12 protein-coding genes and 1 pseudogene are annotated in these 13,407 nt (G+C 62.0%); 9 read left to right on the forward strand and 4 right to left on the reverse strand.

Going from position 1 to position 13,407, the window contains the following annotated elements:
* Window positions 1–327: 327 nt before the first annotated feature.
* Both KGB07_RS29770 and KGB07_RS29775 read left to right on the forward strand, forming a co-directional pair.
* Window positions 328–1,416 (forward strand): annotated as a pseudogene (locus tag KGB07_RS29770) (cache domain-containing protein); the annotation flags it as partial.
* A 129-nt stretch (window positions 1,417–1,545) separates the two neighbouring features.
* The gene (locus KGB07_RS29775; RefSeq protein ID WP_370628334.1) at window positions 1,546–2,274 is read left to right on the forward strand and encodes a methyl-accepting chemotaxis protein; all 729 of its coding nucleotides are present in this window, start codon (window positions 1,546–1,548) and stop codon (window positions 2,272–2,274) included.
* Window positions 2,275–2,486: 212 nt separating this feature from the next.
* Here KGB07_RS29775 and KGB07_RS20635 read toward each other — a convergent pair whose 3' ends face one another.
* The gene (locus tag KGB07_RS20635; protein WP_046043763.1) at window positions 2,487–3,764 is read right to left on the reverse strand and encodes an acetyl-CoA C-acetyltransferase; all 1,278 of its coding nucleotides are present in this window, start codon (window positions 3,762–3,764) and stop codon (window positions 2,487–2,489) included.
* 237 nt (window positions 3,765–4,001) lie between these two features.
* Here KGB07_RS20635 and KGB07_RS20640 point away from each other — a divergent pair, with 237 nt between their 5' ends.
* Both KGB07_RS20640 and KGB07_RS20645 read left to right on the forward strand, forming a co-directional pair.
* Window positions 4,002–5,354: a 3-oxoacyl-ACP reductase gene (locus tag KGB07_RS20640; protein WP_223466414.1), complete on the forward strand. Its 1,353-nt coding sequence runs from the start codon at window positions 4,002–4,004 to the stop codon at window positions 5,352–5,354.
* A 2-nt stretch (window positions 5,355–5,356) separates the two neighbouring features.
* Window positions 5,357–6,211: a MaoC family dehydratase gene (locus KGB07_RS20645; RefSeq protein ID WP_223466415.1), complete on the forward strand. Its 855-nt coding sequence runs from the start codon at window positions 5,357–5,359 to the stop codon at window positions 6,209–6,211.
* A gap of 558 nt (window positions 6,212–6,769) precedes the next feature.
* On the opposite strand, the gene KGB07_RS20650 is transcribed toward KGB07_RS20645, so the two are convergent.
* Both KGB07_RS20650 and KGB07_RS20655 read right to left on the reverse strand, forming a co-directional pair.
* Window positions 6,770–7,183: a response regulator gene (locus KGB07_RS20650; RefSeq protein ID WP_046043766.1), complete on the reverse strand. Its 414-nt coding sequence runs from the start codon at window positions 7,181–7,183 to the stop codon at window positions 6,770–6,772.
* A 67-nt stretch (window positions 7,184–7,250) separates the two neighbouring features.
* The gene (locus tag KGB07_RS20655) at window positions 7,251–7,460 is read right to left on the reverse strand and encodes a Flp family type IVb pilin (RefSeq protein ID WP_223466416.1); all 210 of its coding nucleotides are present in this window, start codon (window positions 7,458–7,460) and stop codon (window positions 7,251–7,253) included.
* A gap of 322 nt (window positions 7,461–7,782) precedes the next feature.
* Between KGB07_RS20655 and cpaB the strand changes: the two genes are divergently transcribed.
* The 5 genes from cpaB to KGB07_RS20680 all read left to right on the forward strand — a co-directional run bounded on the left by cpaB (window position 7,783) and on the right by KGB07_RS20680 (window position 13,101).
* Entirely contained in the window at window positions 7,783–8,727 is a 945-nt protein-coding gene (cpaB, locus tag KGB07_RS20660) for a Flp pilus assembly protein CpaB (RefSeq protein WP_046043769.1), read from the forward strand.
* A gap of 119 nt (window positions 8,728–8,846) precedes the next feature.
* Entirely contained in the window at window positions 8,847–10,037 is a 1,191-nt protein-coding gene (locus tag KGB07_RS20665; RefSeq protein ID WP_046043770.1) for a CpaE family protein, read from the forward strand.
* The gene (locus KGB07_RS20670) at window positions 10,034–11,314 is read left to right on the forward strand and encodes a CpaF family protein (protein ID WP_046043771.1); all 1,281 of its coding nucleotides are present in this window, start codon (window positions 10,034–10,036) and stop codon (window positions 11,312–11,314) included. The genes KGB07_RS20665 and KGB07_RS20670 overlap by 4 nt, the downstream gene beginning before the upstream one ends.
* 9 nt (window positions 11,315–11,323) lie before the next feature.
* On the forward strand, window positions 11,324–12,208 hold the full coding sequence (locus KGB07_RS20675) for a type II secretion system F family protein (protein WP_046043772.1): 885 nt from the start codon (window positions 11,324–11,326) through the stop codon (window positions 12,206–12,208).
* A 2-nt stretch (window positions 12,209–12,210) separates the two neighbouring features.
* Window positions 12,211–13,101, forward strand: coding sequence for a type II secretion system F family protein (locus KGB07_RS20680; RefSeq protein WP_046043774.1), 891 nt, complete (start codon window positions 12,211–12,213; stop codon window positions 13,099–13,101).
* On the opposite strand, the gene KGB07_RS20685 is transcribed toward KGB07_RS20680, so the two are convergent.
* The coding region (locus KGB07_RS20685) for a DUF6124 family protein (RefSeq protein ID WP_223466417.1) at window positions 13,098–13,407 on the reverse strand (310 nt) is incomplete at its 5' end. The two genes, KGB07_RS20680 and KGB07_RS20685, sit on opposite strands and share 4 nt — an antisense overlap.

Consider the following 13,407-nt stretch of genomic DNA (forward strand, 5'->3'; position numbering starts at 1 on the left):
CGATTTCATCAGGTAAAACCGACGACCGCCATGGTCGTTCCAGATCATAGCCGAGCCTGCGTCACTTGTTGTGCATGGGCATTGAGGGTAATTGCGACAGAAGCTGACACCACCGCTCATACCTTCCGTAGGATTTTTCCCAACAGGCCTCAATTTCCTCCAACAACAGCCGAAGTCCTAAGTGACAAAGTGATTTGTCCGACAATCGCTGCCACAACAAAAGCGATGCCGCACTCAAGGACCCGGGTTGACCAAGAACGTTTACGGCTGCCAATAAACCGCGAGTCATCTGCACTGCGTGGGCCTACAAGAAAATCTGGAGCGCGGATGAACATCAAACAGAAGTTGACCTGGGCGTTTGCAATCATCGCCTGCCTGCCCGTGGTGCTGGTCGCCACCCTCGTTGTGCTGAACCTGCGCAGTGATGCCAGGGACGAATTCGTCGACGGCAGTGCCCGCGAGATTCGTCAGGTCAGCAACGCCATGCAATTGTTCTTTGACGGCATCAGCCAGAACGTCGATTACCTGGCCAAGCAGCCGTTGATCCGAAACTCCGACGACAGCCTCAAGACTTACATGGCCGCCAACGCCGAGAGCATCCCTCAGGGCGAGGCTGACAAAAAAGTCTTCACCCTGCTCCAGGACCTGGGCAACAGCCACCCGGCCTACGCCTATGCCATCCTCGGCACGGCGGCGGGCGGCTACGTGTCGTGGCCGGATGATCCGAAGCTGAACAACTACGACCCGCGCCAGCGCCCCTGGTACAAGGCGGCCCAGGCCAAACCGGGCAAGCCGTTCCGTACCGAGGCCTATTACTGGGCCCAGGACGACGCGACCTACGTCAGCACCGTGCGCACCATCGACAACAAGCTGGGCACCAATGGCGGCGTGGTCAGCATCGACGTGACGCTCAAGCAGCTCACCGAAATCGTCAAACAGATCAAGCTCGGTGAAACCGGCTACCTGATGCTGCTGGAAAACACCGGCATGGTCCTGGTGGATCCGAAACAACCGGAACACAACTTCAAACCGCTGAACAGCCTTGGCGACGGCTACGCGCAACTGGCCAAGGCCGGCAAAGGCCTGGTGGAAGTGGAGCTGAACGGCGAGCACTACATGGCCAACGTCTGGCCATCGGAACAACTGGGCTGGACCTTCATCGGCCTGATCAAACAGGACGACGTGATGAGTTCCGCGACCCAGTTGACCTGGTTGATCGCCATCATCGCCGCCGTCCTGGCTGTCATCTTTGCCGTCGTCGGTGCCAGTTTTGCCAGCCTCATCGTGCGCCCGATCCGCAGCGTGGCCAGTGGCCTGGAAGGCATCGCCCAGGGCGAAGGCGACCTGACCCAGAACCTGCAAATCCGTGGCAATGATGAAACCGCGCAACTGGCCAACTGGTTCAACCAGTTCCTGACCGCGATTCGCAACCTGATCCAGAACATCGGCGGCGCGGCGGGCAAAATCCTCGCCACGTCCAGGAGTTCGACCCAGGTCTCCAGCGACATGGCCGAAGCCGCCGGACGCCAGCGTGAAGCGGTGGACATGGTCTCCACGGCGTTCCACGAAATGGTCGCCACCGCCAACGAAGTCGCGCGCTCTTGCAGCCAGGCGGCGGAGTCTGCCGACAGTGGCCAGCGCCAGGCTCGCGAAGGTCAGCAGCAGATCGATGCGGCGGTCAGCAGCGTGGATCGCCTGAGCCAGGAAATCGAACAGTCGGCCCAGTCGATGCAACAGCTCGAACGCGACAGCAACGACATTCAGTCGATCCTGGGGACCATCCGCTCGATCGCCGAACAGACCAACCTGCTGGCGCTGAACGCCGCGATCGAAGCGGCCCGGGCTGGTGAACAAGGTCGCGGCTTTGCTGTGGTGGCTGACGAAGTGCGGGCCCTGGCCAAGCGCACGGCCGACTCCACGGCGGAAATCGACGGACTGCTGGGCAACCTGGCCAAACGCACCAGCCAGGTGACCCAACAGATGCACGCCAGCCTGGAAGTGTCCCAGCAATCGGTGACGCGCATCGGCGAGGCGCGCAACAGCTTCGGGCAGATCCGCGAGTCGGTGGACGTGATCCGCGACATGAACACCCAGATCGCCACGGCGGCGGAACAACAGCATCAAGTGGCCGAAGACATCAACCGGCACATCAGCCAGATCCATGGCGATGCGCAGCTAGTGGCGGAACTGGCCAACTCGGCGCGCCTGGATTCCCAGAGCCTGGCCGGGTTGTCCAATGAGCTGGACGGGTTGGTGCGCAGGTTCCGTACATAAGCGAACCGATCAACTGTGGCGAGGGGGCTTGTCGGAACGCCGCACCGCCCCGTTCGGTTGCGAAGCAGCCGTAAAGCGATCAACGTAGTGTGCCTGAGAAAAAGCGGTCGCTGATTTTACGACCGCTTCGCGCTCGAACGGGGCGGTGCGGCGTTCCGACAAGCCCCCTCGCCACAGGGATACTCAGTGTACTGGCCCCCGGAGCTAAACACTCAGCGCTCGATAATGGCGGTCACGCCCTGCCCGCCCGCCGCGCAGATCGATATCAGTCCCCGCCCCTTGCCCGCTGCATCCAGCAACTTCGCCAGGTTGGCGACGATACGCCCGCCCGTGGCGGCAAACGGATGCCCCGCTGCCAATGAACTGCCCTTGACGTTGAGCCTGCTGCGGTCGATCGAGCCCAGCGCCGCATCGAGCCCGAGACGGGTTTTGCAGTACTCCGGATCCTCCCAGGCCTTCAAAGTGCACAGCACTTGCGCGGCGAAGGCTTCGTGGATTTCGTAGTAGTCGAAGTCCTGCAAGGTCAGGCCATTGCGCGCCAGCAAACGCGGCACGGCGTAGACCGGTGCCATCAACAAGCCTTCGGCGCCGTTGACGAAATCCACCGCCGCCGCCTCGCCGTCACGCCAGTAGGCCAGGATCGGTAACCCGCGTGCCTTGGCCCATTCCTCGCTGCCCAGCAGCACCAGTGACGCACCATCGGTCAGCGGCGTGGAGTTGCCGGCGGTCAGAGTGCCCCTGGTGCTTTTCTCATAGGCCGGCTTGAGCGCGGCGAGCTTTTCCAGCGTCGAATCCGGGCGCAGGTTGTTGTCGCGGGTCAGGCCCAGGAACGGCGTCATCAGGTCGTTGTGCCAGCCCTCAGCGTAGGACGCGGCCAGTTTCTGATGACTCTCCAGCGCCAATTGATCCTGTGCCTGGCGAGGGATGCTCCAGGTCTGGGCCATCAGCTCGCAATGTTGGCCCATGGACAACCCGGTACGCGGCTCGCCGTTGCGCGGGAACTCGGGGATCAGATGTTTGGGACGCAATTGCAGGAAGGTTTTCAGTTTGTCGCCGGTGGTTTTGGCGCGATTGGCTTGCAGGAGGATTTTGCGCAGCCCCTCGCTGACGCTGATCGGTGCATCCGAGGTGGTGTCCACGCCACCGGCGATGCCGCAGTCGATCTGGCCCAGGGCAATCTTGTTCGCCACCAGCAACGCCGCTTCCAGCCCGGTGCCGCACGCCTGCTGGATGTCGTAGGCCGGGGTGGCGGGCGACAGCCGCGAACCCAGTACGCACTCGCGCGTGAGGTTCATGTCCCGCGACAACTTGAGCACCGCCCCGGCGACCACTTCGCCGATGCGCTGGCCGTGCAGGTTGTAACGCTCGATCAGGCCCTCGAGGGCGGCGGTGAGCATCACCTGGTTACTGGCCGTGGCGTAGGGGCCGTTGGAACGGGCGAAGGGAATCCGGTTACCGCCGATGATCGCGACGCGGCGCAGTTGGGTCATGAAGAGCTCCTGACAAAAGACCTGATGTAAACACTAACCCCTGTGGGAGCGAGCCTGCTCGCGAAGAGGTCAGCACATGCAACATCGATGTTGGCTGATACACCGCCATCGTCGGAACGCCGCCCGGAGCAAGCTCGCTCCTACACTGTAACCAAGCGTAGGCCTTATCTCGTGGATCGAACGACTGATCGCCATTCATGGTCCACACTTTGAACCCCAGCTTTCGGAGCGCGTTCCATGTCTGACCGCTATATCGACTTCGCCAATTCGTCCATCGGCCATCGCCTGGTCGGTGCCCTGGGGTTGCCGGCGCCGACCAGACTGGAGCGCTGGCAAGCGGGTCGGTTGCGACCTGTAGAAGGTGCACTGCTGATCGGCGGCGGACCGTTGGCCGAACACGTCAGCGCGTTCGCCAACCGCCTGACCGACGCGATCTACAGCTACGGCACCGAGCCTTCGCTGGCCACGGCCTGGATTCCCGGCCACGGACCGAAACTCAAGGCCGTGGTGTTCGACGCCAGTGACCTGCTGCACACCGATCAGCTCAAGCAACTGCGCGAGTTTTTCCAGCCGCTGATGAAGAACCTCGAACACTGCGCACACCTGGTGATTCTCGGGCGTGATCCGCAAACCCTGCGTGACCCGTTTGCCGCCAGTGCCCAGCGTGCCCTGGAAGGTTTCAGCCGCTCCCTGGCCAAGGAGTTGCGCAGCGGTGGCACCCTGCAATTGATCTACGTCGGCGAAGGTGCCGAGGCGCAACTGGAAGGCCCGCTGCGGTTTTTCCTCTCGCCCAAAAGCGCCTTCGTGTCCGGTCAGGTCATTCGCTTGAATCCGTGCGCAACGCCAGTCACCGACTGGACACGCCCGCTCGCCGGGCGCAAGGCATTGGTCACCGGCGCGGCGCGGGGCATTGGTGCCGCCATCGCCGAAACCCTGGCCCGCGATGGTGCCGATGTCATCCTGCTCGACGTACCGCCGGCCAAAACCGATCTCGAAGCCCTCGCCGCGCGCCTCGGCGGGCGCAGCATCACCCTCGACATCTGCGCCGAAGACGCCGCCGCGCAGTTGGTCGAACAACTGCCCGACGGCCTCGACATCGTGGTGCACAACGCCGGCATCACCCGGGATAAAACCCTGGCCAACATGACCCCGGAATTCTGGGACGCGGTGCTGGCGGTCAACCTCAACGCGCCGCAAGTGCTGACCAAAGCCCTGCTCGACAGCGGCACCCTGCACGACAACGGCCGGGTGATCCTGCTGGCGTCCATCAGCGGCATCGCCGGTAATCGCGGGCAAACCAATTACGCGGCGAGCAAGGCCGGGTTGATCAGTCTGGCACAAGCCTGGGCGCCGCTGCTCCACGAGCGCGGCATCAGCATCAACGCCGTGGCGCCGGGCTTCATCGAAACGCAGATGACCGCGCACATTCCCTTCGGCCTGCGCGAAGCCGGACGGCGCATGAGCTCCCTCGGCCAGGGCGGCCTGCCGCAGGACGTCGCCGAGGCCGTGGCCTGGCTCGCGCAACCGGGCACCGGCGCGTTCACCGGGCAAGCTTTGCGCGTATGTGGGCAAAGCGTTCTGGGGGCTTAAGGATGATCACCGACTGGCACACACTCAACCGCGAACCCAGCCTGCCGGGGTTGTACGCACGAGCGGCAACACGGCGAAAAATCACCGGCAGCCGCCTGCCCGATTCGGGCCTTCGTTGCTGGGTCGAAGTCGATCCCAAGCGCCTGGCGGCCTATCGCAAGGTCTGTGGTTTCGCCGACAACGGCCTACTGCCACCGACCTACCCGCACATCCTCGGGTTTGCCTTGCAGATGCAACTGCTCACAGCCAGGGACTTCCCGTTCCCGCTGCTGGGCCTGATTCACCTGAGCAACCGCATACGTGTGTTGCGCACCATGGGCGGGGTGAGTCGGGTGCGCGTCAGCGTGCAAGTGCAGAACCTGCAACCCCACACCAAAGGCGCGACGTTCGATCTGCTGACCAGCCTCGACGATCAGTTGGGCCCGTTGTGGGAAGCAGAAAGCCGGATGCTCTGTCGCGGCGTCAAACTCGAGGGCGAACCGCTCGAAGAGAACCTGGTATCGAGCCTTGTCCTGAGCGAAATCGAGCACTGGAAAGCGCCCTCGGAGATCGGCCGGCAATATGCCTGGGTGTCCGGCGACTACAACCCGATTCACCTAAGCGCGGCCAGCGCCCGACTCTTCGGCTTCCCGACCGCCATCGCCCATGGCCTGTGGAACAAGGCACGCACGCTGGCAGCGCTGGCCGGGCATCTGCCTGCGGCAAATGTTGAGATCGCCGTGCAGTTCAAGAAGCCGGTACGGTTGCCCAGCGAGGTGACGTTGCTGGCCAGTGCGCCGGGACCGAGCGGGGACTTTCAGTTGGTGGGTGTCGGGGATCTGGAGCATATGGTCGGGCATTGGCAGCCGGTGGCCTGACAAGGCTGATGTTTGTGGCGAGGGAGCGTGCTCCCAGATAATCAGGCCGGCCGGTAGGCCGCCATCGCGAGCAGGCTCAAGTTGGGCTGGGTACATTCGAAAGAAATTGGTCGGCTGGCAGGCCGCCATCGCGAGCAAGCTCGCTCCCACAGAAGAGCAAAGGCAGAGCAGCCCACACCACCCCGTCGCTTCTCACCACTCATCAGGCCGAGCGTTAGCTCGCCTGCAGCTCTTGATCTTGATCCACCCGCCCCCTCGGAAGGCTGAGTGGAGGTGTTCATCCGGGGATTGGCGCGCAGCGCCGTTCGACGCAGTCGAACTCATTGCATGTAGGTCGAAGCGAAGCCGACCGGAGGGCAATGCCCCCGGATGAATACCGCAGCGAAGGAACGCCGAGCCTAAGCGAGGGGCCGTACGTAAGGGGCGAGACTTTTTGGTTCCTTTTGGGGCGTTTGCCAAAAGGGACTCGCCGTAAGGGCGAAACCGCCAGTAGCCGTTACCGCAGAAATGGATATGTACTCGATCAACCCAAACATGGTCGGCCCAGAGGCCGCCAAGTCAACCTTTGACCAGATAAACCTGCGGTTGAGGAAACAGATTATTGAGCGTCTCCAACAACCGCACGTGATAAATCGGCTTGCGAAAAAGATCCAGCACCTGCAAGCGCAACATGTCACTGACATCATCCATGCCCGCATGCCCCGACATCACAATCACCGGCAAATGCTGGCGCGACGTATGCTCGCGCAAGCGCTTGATCAACGACATGCCGCTCTCCTCCGGCATGCGTAAATCGGTGATCACCAAAGCGATATCGGGATGCCGGGTCAGGTGCTGCAGCGCGAGCTTGACCGAAGTGGCCGTAAAACAATTGAACCCCTCACCCTCCAGCAACTCCGCCAACTCAAGTAATGCGTCCTCTTCGTCATCCACCAGAAGCAGTTGTTGGCGTGGCTGTGCGTGAGCGTTCATGAGGTAACACCTGCAATGGACGAAGCGCTGATGTTAGTACCCGATTTCAGCATTTCCGATGCCTTAATCAGGAACTAGGGACCAGTGCAGTCCTGATATTGCCGAACACCGTCCTAATATCATCCCCAATGCCCGAACTGAGCCCGGCGATAACCACCGCGACCATGGCAGCGATAACCGCGTACTCAATACCTGAAGCCCCCTCGGTATCCTTGATCAAGCCTTTGTAATAAGCGATTTCGGCAGCGACCTTCAAAACAAGCGTGGAAAAAGACATGGCATTTCTCCTGGACGACGACGGGTGTTGCACGGACGCAACATGATTCCCCAGTGCCAGCACCAGCATTGTCGGCATTCCCCGGCCCAACAACTGTAAATACGCATTAACACTAAAGTATTAACCGTTTCGTTGACGTCAAAAACAGGTCGTTTTATCGCAACTTTGCACTTTCGTTAGATATTTTTTCCACACTAATGGCATTTTGCTCTACCTGCGCTACGGTCAAATAGCGAAATAGTTCCATGTTCATAGCTGCCTGATTGCGAAGTTGTCTCGTTAGACCTGACGGGGTTTGCGCAGCAGGAAAGGGAGAGCCTTCATGAACAGCCGTGTCACTCTGGGCCTCGCCGGATTGTTTCTGGTCGGCGCCATCATTACCGGTTACTGGGGACTCACATTGAGTCGTCAACCGGCCCCCGAGACCGTTGCCCAATCCACCGTCAATGCACCACTCGCCATTGCACAGCTGCCAGTGTCGGCAAATGACCCGACCCGCCATCCCGTGGTCGTGCTGGTCAACGATGTCGCGCCGTATACGCCGATCACCGCCGCCGATGTCGTCCTGGAACAGTTGCACACCGCCCCGGCCGGCAGCCTGACCAGCCTCGACCAGGCGATTGGCCGTACCCCTTGGCGCGCCCTCACCGCCGGCAGCTGGCTCAACGACGAAAGCTTCGAAGCCGGCAGCAAGCTGTCACGGATGATCCGCCCAAATGAGCGCGCCCTGGCGGTTGCCATGGAAGAAGTGGTCAGTATCGGCGGGCAACTGACACCCGGTGACTATGTCGACGTGCTGCTGTTCCTGCGTATGGACACCCTCAATCCGCAGCCAACGGCCCAACTCGTGGTGCCGGCCTTGCGGGTGCTCGGGGTCGGCGAGCAGTTGGGGTTGACCAACGACGGCCAGCCTTCCAGCCCGGCGCGCAACGCCGATGAAAAACTCAAACAGGATCAATCCCGAGGCGCGGCCCGGACCGTGTTGCTCGCCGTTCCAGAACAACTGGTGAGCCGCCTGATGCTCGCGACCCAGGCCGGCGTGCTGCGCCTGGCCGTGCGTAGCGCCGATGAAAAACGCCTGGCGCGCTACTGGGCCGGTGAAAGCAGCTCTTCCGCCAACCTGGCCAATGCCAACCGCGAGTTATTGCAATTCAGCCAGCTGGCCATGACTGCGCCGCCCAAACCCGTTGCCAGCCCTGGCGCCGTATCGCGCAAAACCAGCGTGGAAGTCATTCGCGGCAACGAGATCACTCAACAAACACCCTGAGTCGAGCAAGGATACCTTTCCATGCGCAGACCTTTTACGCCACTGTTCAACGGCTTGATCCGGGCCACTTTGCTCGGCGGCCTGCCGGCGAGTGCGGTATCACGCAGCGAGTTATCGCAATGAGCCAGAACCTGAGTCAAACCTTCCTCGCGATCACGCGCAACAGCACCGACCTGGAATGGCTGCAAGGTGCCCTTGCGCCCTTGGGCCAGGTGGTCAGCGCCGGTGGTGGCAGCCTCGACGAACTGTTGGCACTGGTGGACGTGACCTGCGCCAGCCTGGTGTTCATCGGCCTGGACCGCGACCACGTGGTAACCCAAAGCGCGCTGATCGAAGGCGCGCTGGAAGCCAAACCGATGCTGGCAATCGTCGCGCTGGGCGACGGCATGGACAACCAGCTTGTGCTCAATGCGATGCGCGCCGGGGCCAGGGATTTCGTGGCCTATGGTTCACGCTCCAGTGAAGTCGCGGGGCTGGTGCGACGCCTGAGCAAACGCCTGCCCGCCATCGCGCCGAACACGCACCTGGGCCGCCTGACCGTACTGTATGGCGTGCAGAGCAGCGCCGACGGCGCATTGCTGGCCACGCACATGGCGCAAGTGGTGCAAAAAAGCGGACAGCACACGCTGCTGCTGGACCTTGGATTACCCCGGGGCGATAGCCTGGCGCTGCTGGGCCTTGAAAGCTCGTTTCATTTCGGTGATGCATTGCGCCACTTGCGACGCCTGGACGCGACGCTGATCGACAGCGCCTTCACCAGTTGCGAAGCCGGGCTGCGCATCCTCGCCTACGCCAGTGGCGATGAACCGCTGGAACACACCAGCGCCGCCGAGCTGTACATGTTGCTCAGCGCCCTGCGCCAACACTTCCAGCACATCGTGGTAAACCTCACGGGCCAACCTGACAGCGAAGCGCTGCGCACCTTCGTCAACCATTGCGACAAACTGCTGTGGTACACCGACCAGAACGTGCTCGACTGCCGCCGCAACCTCACGGTGCTCAACTTGTGGCGCGAAAAAGGCATGAAGCTCGATCACGCCAAATTGCTCGTGGACCGCTACCTGCGCAGCGTCGCACCGGACTCCGACACCCTGGGCAAGACGTTCGGCCTGGAGATCATCGCCACCCTCGCCTACAGCCCGGAAGTGCGGCTCAACGCCAAGAACCAGGGCCTGACCTTGTTCGAACTGGCCCCACGCGAAGGCCTCACCCAGAGCCTGCGCACCCTCGGCGAGTGCCTGGCCAAACATTCCGAAGGCCTGGCCAAACCCAAGACCGGCTGGTTCAACCGCTTGAGGGGCGCACAATGAGCAGTGAAAAGCTCTTCGGCTCCCCCCATCGCGGCGCGGTCGGCAATACCGACCACGAAGGCCTGAAACTGGTGCTGCACCGCTACATCATCGACGCCATCGAAGAGTCGGGAAAAAACCTGCTGGAGGGCTCGCGCCAGGCGCTGTCGCAGTTCGTGATCGACAAAGTGGCCGAGTACATCGCGCGTTTGCACCTGGCGATTTCCCGCTATGAAATGGAGCGCCTGGCCGAAGAGATCGTCGACGAACTCACCGGTTTCGGCCCGTTGGAAGTACTACTGCGCGACACGGCGGTGACCGAGATTCTGGTCAACGGTCCGCACCGGGTATTTGTCGAACGCGAGGGCGTGCTGCATCTGAGTGACCTGCGCTTTATCGATTCGCACCACGTCGAACGTGTCATGCAACGGATTCTCGCGCCGCTGGGCCGGCGCCTCGATGAGTCTTCGCCGATGGTCGATGCGCGCCTGCCGGACGGCAGCCGGGTCAACGCCATCATTCCGCCGATAGCCCTCGATGGCCCCTGCCTGTCGATCCGAAAATTCCGCAAGGACATGCTCAAAAGCTCCGATCTGATGGCGATGCAAACCATCGATCACGCAATCTTCGAATTCATTCAGGAAGCCGTGGGCAAACGCTGCAACATCCTGATCAGCGGCGGCACCGGCACCGGCAAGACCACGCTGCTGAACATTCTCAGCCAGTTGATCAACCCTCAGGAACGACTGGTCACCATCGAAGACGTCGCCGAACTGCAACTGGGCCACCCTCACGTCGTGCGCCTGGAAACCCGTCCACCGAATGCCGAAGGCCATGGCGAGGTGAAAGCCAGCGACCTGATTCGCAACGCCCTGCGGATGCGCCCGGACCGGATCATCCTCGGCGAAATTCGCGGAGTCGAAGTGGTCGATGTATTGACCGCCATGAACACCGGCCACGACGGCTCGATGAGTACCGTACACGCCAACAACGCCCAGGATGCGCTGCTGCGCCTGGAGACCCTGGTGGGCTTGACTGGCCGCAGCATCGCCGAGCGCACCCTGCGGCAAATGATCTGCGCGGCGCTCGACGTGGTCATCCAGCTCACGCGCATGCCCGACGGTCGCCGCTGTGTCAGCGAAGTGGTGGAAGTCGTCGGTGTGCGCGACGACGTGTATGTCACCAACACACTGTTCCGTTTCGACCGCCACACCGGATTCGGTTTCCTGCGCGAAGCCGTAAATCCGGCTGGCGACAAATTGCGCCGGGACTCGGCGCTGTCTCCCTCGGCGTACTGAGGCCACGGCATGCTCAAACCGGCGCTGCTCATCCTCGTTTGCCTGATCTTTCTCGGCCTGGCGCTGCGCCTGCTCTATAACGGCTTGCGCCAGACCGGCAACGAACGGATTTTGGGACGCCTGAGCCAGGGGCAACCGCTGCGGGTCGTGCAGAAGCCGTCATGGGCGGGCCTTGAGCGGGCGTTCCTGCGCGCCGGACTCGGACGTCCCACCGAACGCCTGGGTCAATGGCTGGTGTTCTGGATACTCGGGGTGCTGCTGGGGATTGCCCTGGATGGCTGGATCGGCGCGCTGCTGGCGCTGCTGGTGCCTCCGGTGGTGGTACGACTATTCGTCAGCTGGCGTTATCAGCGTCGCCTCAGTCGCATGATCGAACAGCTGCCGATGCTGCTCGACCACGCCGTGCGCAGCCTGAAGTCCGGACGGACCCTGGCCGATGCCGTGCTCGGCGCCATCGATGCGGCCGAAGACCCGCTGAAAAATGCCATGGGCCGGATTCAGCGCAATGTGCATCTGGGGGTCAGCCTGGCAGACGCCGCTTCGGACTTCGCCGAGCTGTACGAGAAAGATGAACTGCGCCTGCTCGCACTCGGTTTGAAGGTCAACCACCGTTACGGCGGCAATGCCAGTGAGCTGCTGGAAAACCTGATCAAGATGATCCGCGAACGCGAGCAAGCGGCTCGCCAGTTGAAGGCCATGACCGGCGAAACCCGTATCACTGCCGTGGTCCTTGCCTTGCTGCCGGTCTCGGTTGCTGGTTACTTTCTACTCACCAATCCGACCTACCTGCTTTCCATGTGGCACGACAGCTCAGGGCAAATCATGCTGGCGAGTGCCTTCGGATTTCAGGTGATCGGTTGCCTGGCGCTTTGGCGCATGTTGCGTAGCCTATGAATATGAAGATGCTCTTGCTGGTGAGCGCACTGCTGCTTTTCGGGGCGGCACTGTTGTTGCTCAGCGCCTTGCTGGACCAAAGCCGACGGGCACGCCAGGTGGCCCAGCGACTGGATGGCAAGGCGCCGGGTGATAGCCACTTCAGCCAACTGCTGCAAGCCCTGGGCGCCAGCCGCCTGGGGCAGCAGTCGGTCAAAATGGACAACGAAACCCAGGCCCTGCTCAACCGACTGGGCTGGCGTAGCGTACGCCAACGCTCCTTGTTCGCCGCCTTGCAGGTGGGCGTGCCGGTGTTGGCGCTGTCCTTGTGCCTGCTGATCCAGGGGCTGTTCTACCCGAATGTGGAGAACCACTGGATCGCCCCGATGCTCGCCACCAGCGCCGGCTATCTGTTGCCCAAACGCTGGCTGGCCGCCGCCGCACAACGTCGGCAAAAACAACTGGCCACCGAAACCTCAACCTTCATTGCGCTGCTGCGCACCCTGTTCGAATCGGGCATGGCGGTGGAGCAATCCCTGCGTGTGCTGAGCCAAGAGGGCAGGCAATTGCTGCCCGCCCTGACCCATGAACTGCGCCTGATTCTGACCCGCGTCGATTCCGGCCTGGAACTGGGCGAAGAGTTGAACAAGACCACCCGCTTGCTTGCAGTAGACGAGTTCACCGACACCTGCGTGATCCTTCAACAATTGATCCATCAGGGGGGCGGCGCGATGAAGTCCTTGATGGCGCTCAAACAGTTGCTCGACGACCGGCGCCTGACGCGCCTGCAGGAATACATCTCCAAGATGTCCGCCAAAATGTCCGTCGTGATGATGCTGTTTCTCTTCCCGGCGTTATTGATCGTCCTGGCCGGCCCGGGCTTCACGGCTCTGGCCCGGTCCTTTGGCCACTAATCCTGCGGATCGAGATTATCCAGCGCCCGATTCACCGCCAGCTCACCCAGCATGATCACCTGCGCAATCCCCAGCATCGTATTGCGCTGCGAACCCTGCAGAAACCCCGCGAAATCACTCGCCATCACACTCGCCGACGCCAGTGATTCACAGGCGTGGGCCAGCAGGGTCTCGGTGTCGATATTCGGGGCGATGACAAACATCGCGCCGGGCTTGTGGGGGGCAGGTTGCCTGGGGGGATTGAGGTAGTGATCGAGGGCGCGGTCGGCGGCTTCGTGGAGTTTGTTCGAGTGGGGGGACTGGTAG

Origin of the sequence: Pseudomonas sp. GL-RE-26, from assembly GCF_019956275.1 — a bacterium.
In the GTDB taxonomy this organism is placed as follows: Bacteria; Pseudomonadota; Gammaproteobacteria; order Pseudomonadales; family Pseudomonadaceae; genus Aquipseudomonas; species Aquipseudomonas grandcourensis.

Coding starts and splice junctions, on each gene's coding strand:
- KGB07_RS29775 (WP_370628334.1), top strand. CDS start 1,546: ATGGTCTCCACGGCGTTCCACGAAATGGTCGCCACCGCCAACGAAGTC.
- KGB07_RS20635 (WP_046043763.1), bottom strand. CDS start 3,764: ATGACCCAACTGCGCCGCGTCGCGATCATCGGCGGTAACCGGATTCCC.
- KGB07_RS20640 (WP_223466414.1), top strand. CDS start 4,002: ATGTCTGACCGCTATATCGACTTCGCCAATTCGTCCATCGGCCATCGC.
- KGB07_RS20645 (WP_223466415.1), top strand. CDS start 5,357: ATGATCACCGACTGGCACACACTCAACCGCGAACCCAGCCTGCCGGGG.
- KGB07_RS20650 (WP_046043766.1), bottom strand. CDS start 7,183: ATGAACGCTCACGCACAGCCACGCCAACAACTGCTTCTGGTGGATGAC.
- KGB07_RS20655 (WP_223466416.1), bottom strand. CDS start 7,460: ATGTCTTTTTCCACGCTTGTTTTGAAGGTCGCTGCCGAAATCGCTTAT.
- cpaB (WP_046043769.1), top strand. CDS start 7,783: ATGAACAGCCGTGTCACTCTGGGCCTCGCCGGATTGTTTCTGGTCGGC.
- KGB07_RS20665 (WP_046043770.1), top strand. CDS start 8,847: ATGAGCCAGAACCTGAGTCAAACCTTCCTCGCGATCACGCGCAACAGC.
- KGB07_RS20670 (WP_046043771.1), top strand. CDS start 10,034: ATGAGCAGTGAAAAGCTCTTCGGCTCCCCCCATCGCGGCGCGGTCGGC.
- KGB07_RS20675 (WP_046043772.1), top strand. CDS start 11,324: ATGCTCAAACCGGCGCTGCTCATCCTCGTTTGCCTGATCTTTCTCGGC.
- KGB07_RS20680 (WP_046043774.1), top strand. CDS start 12,211: ATGAAGATGCTCTTGCTGGTGAGCGCACTGCTGCTTTTCGGGGCGGCA.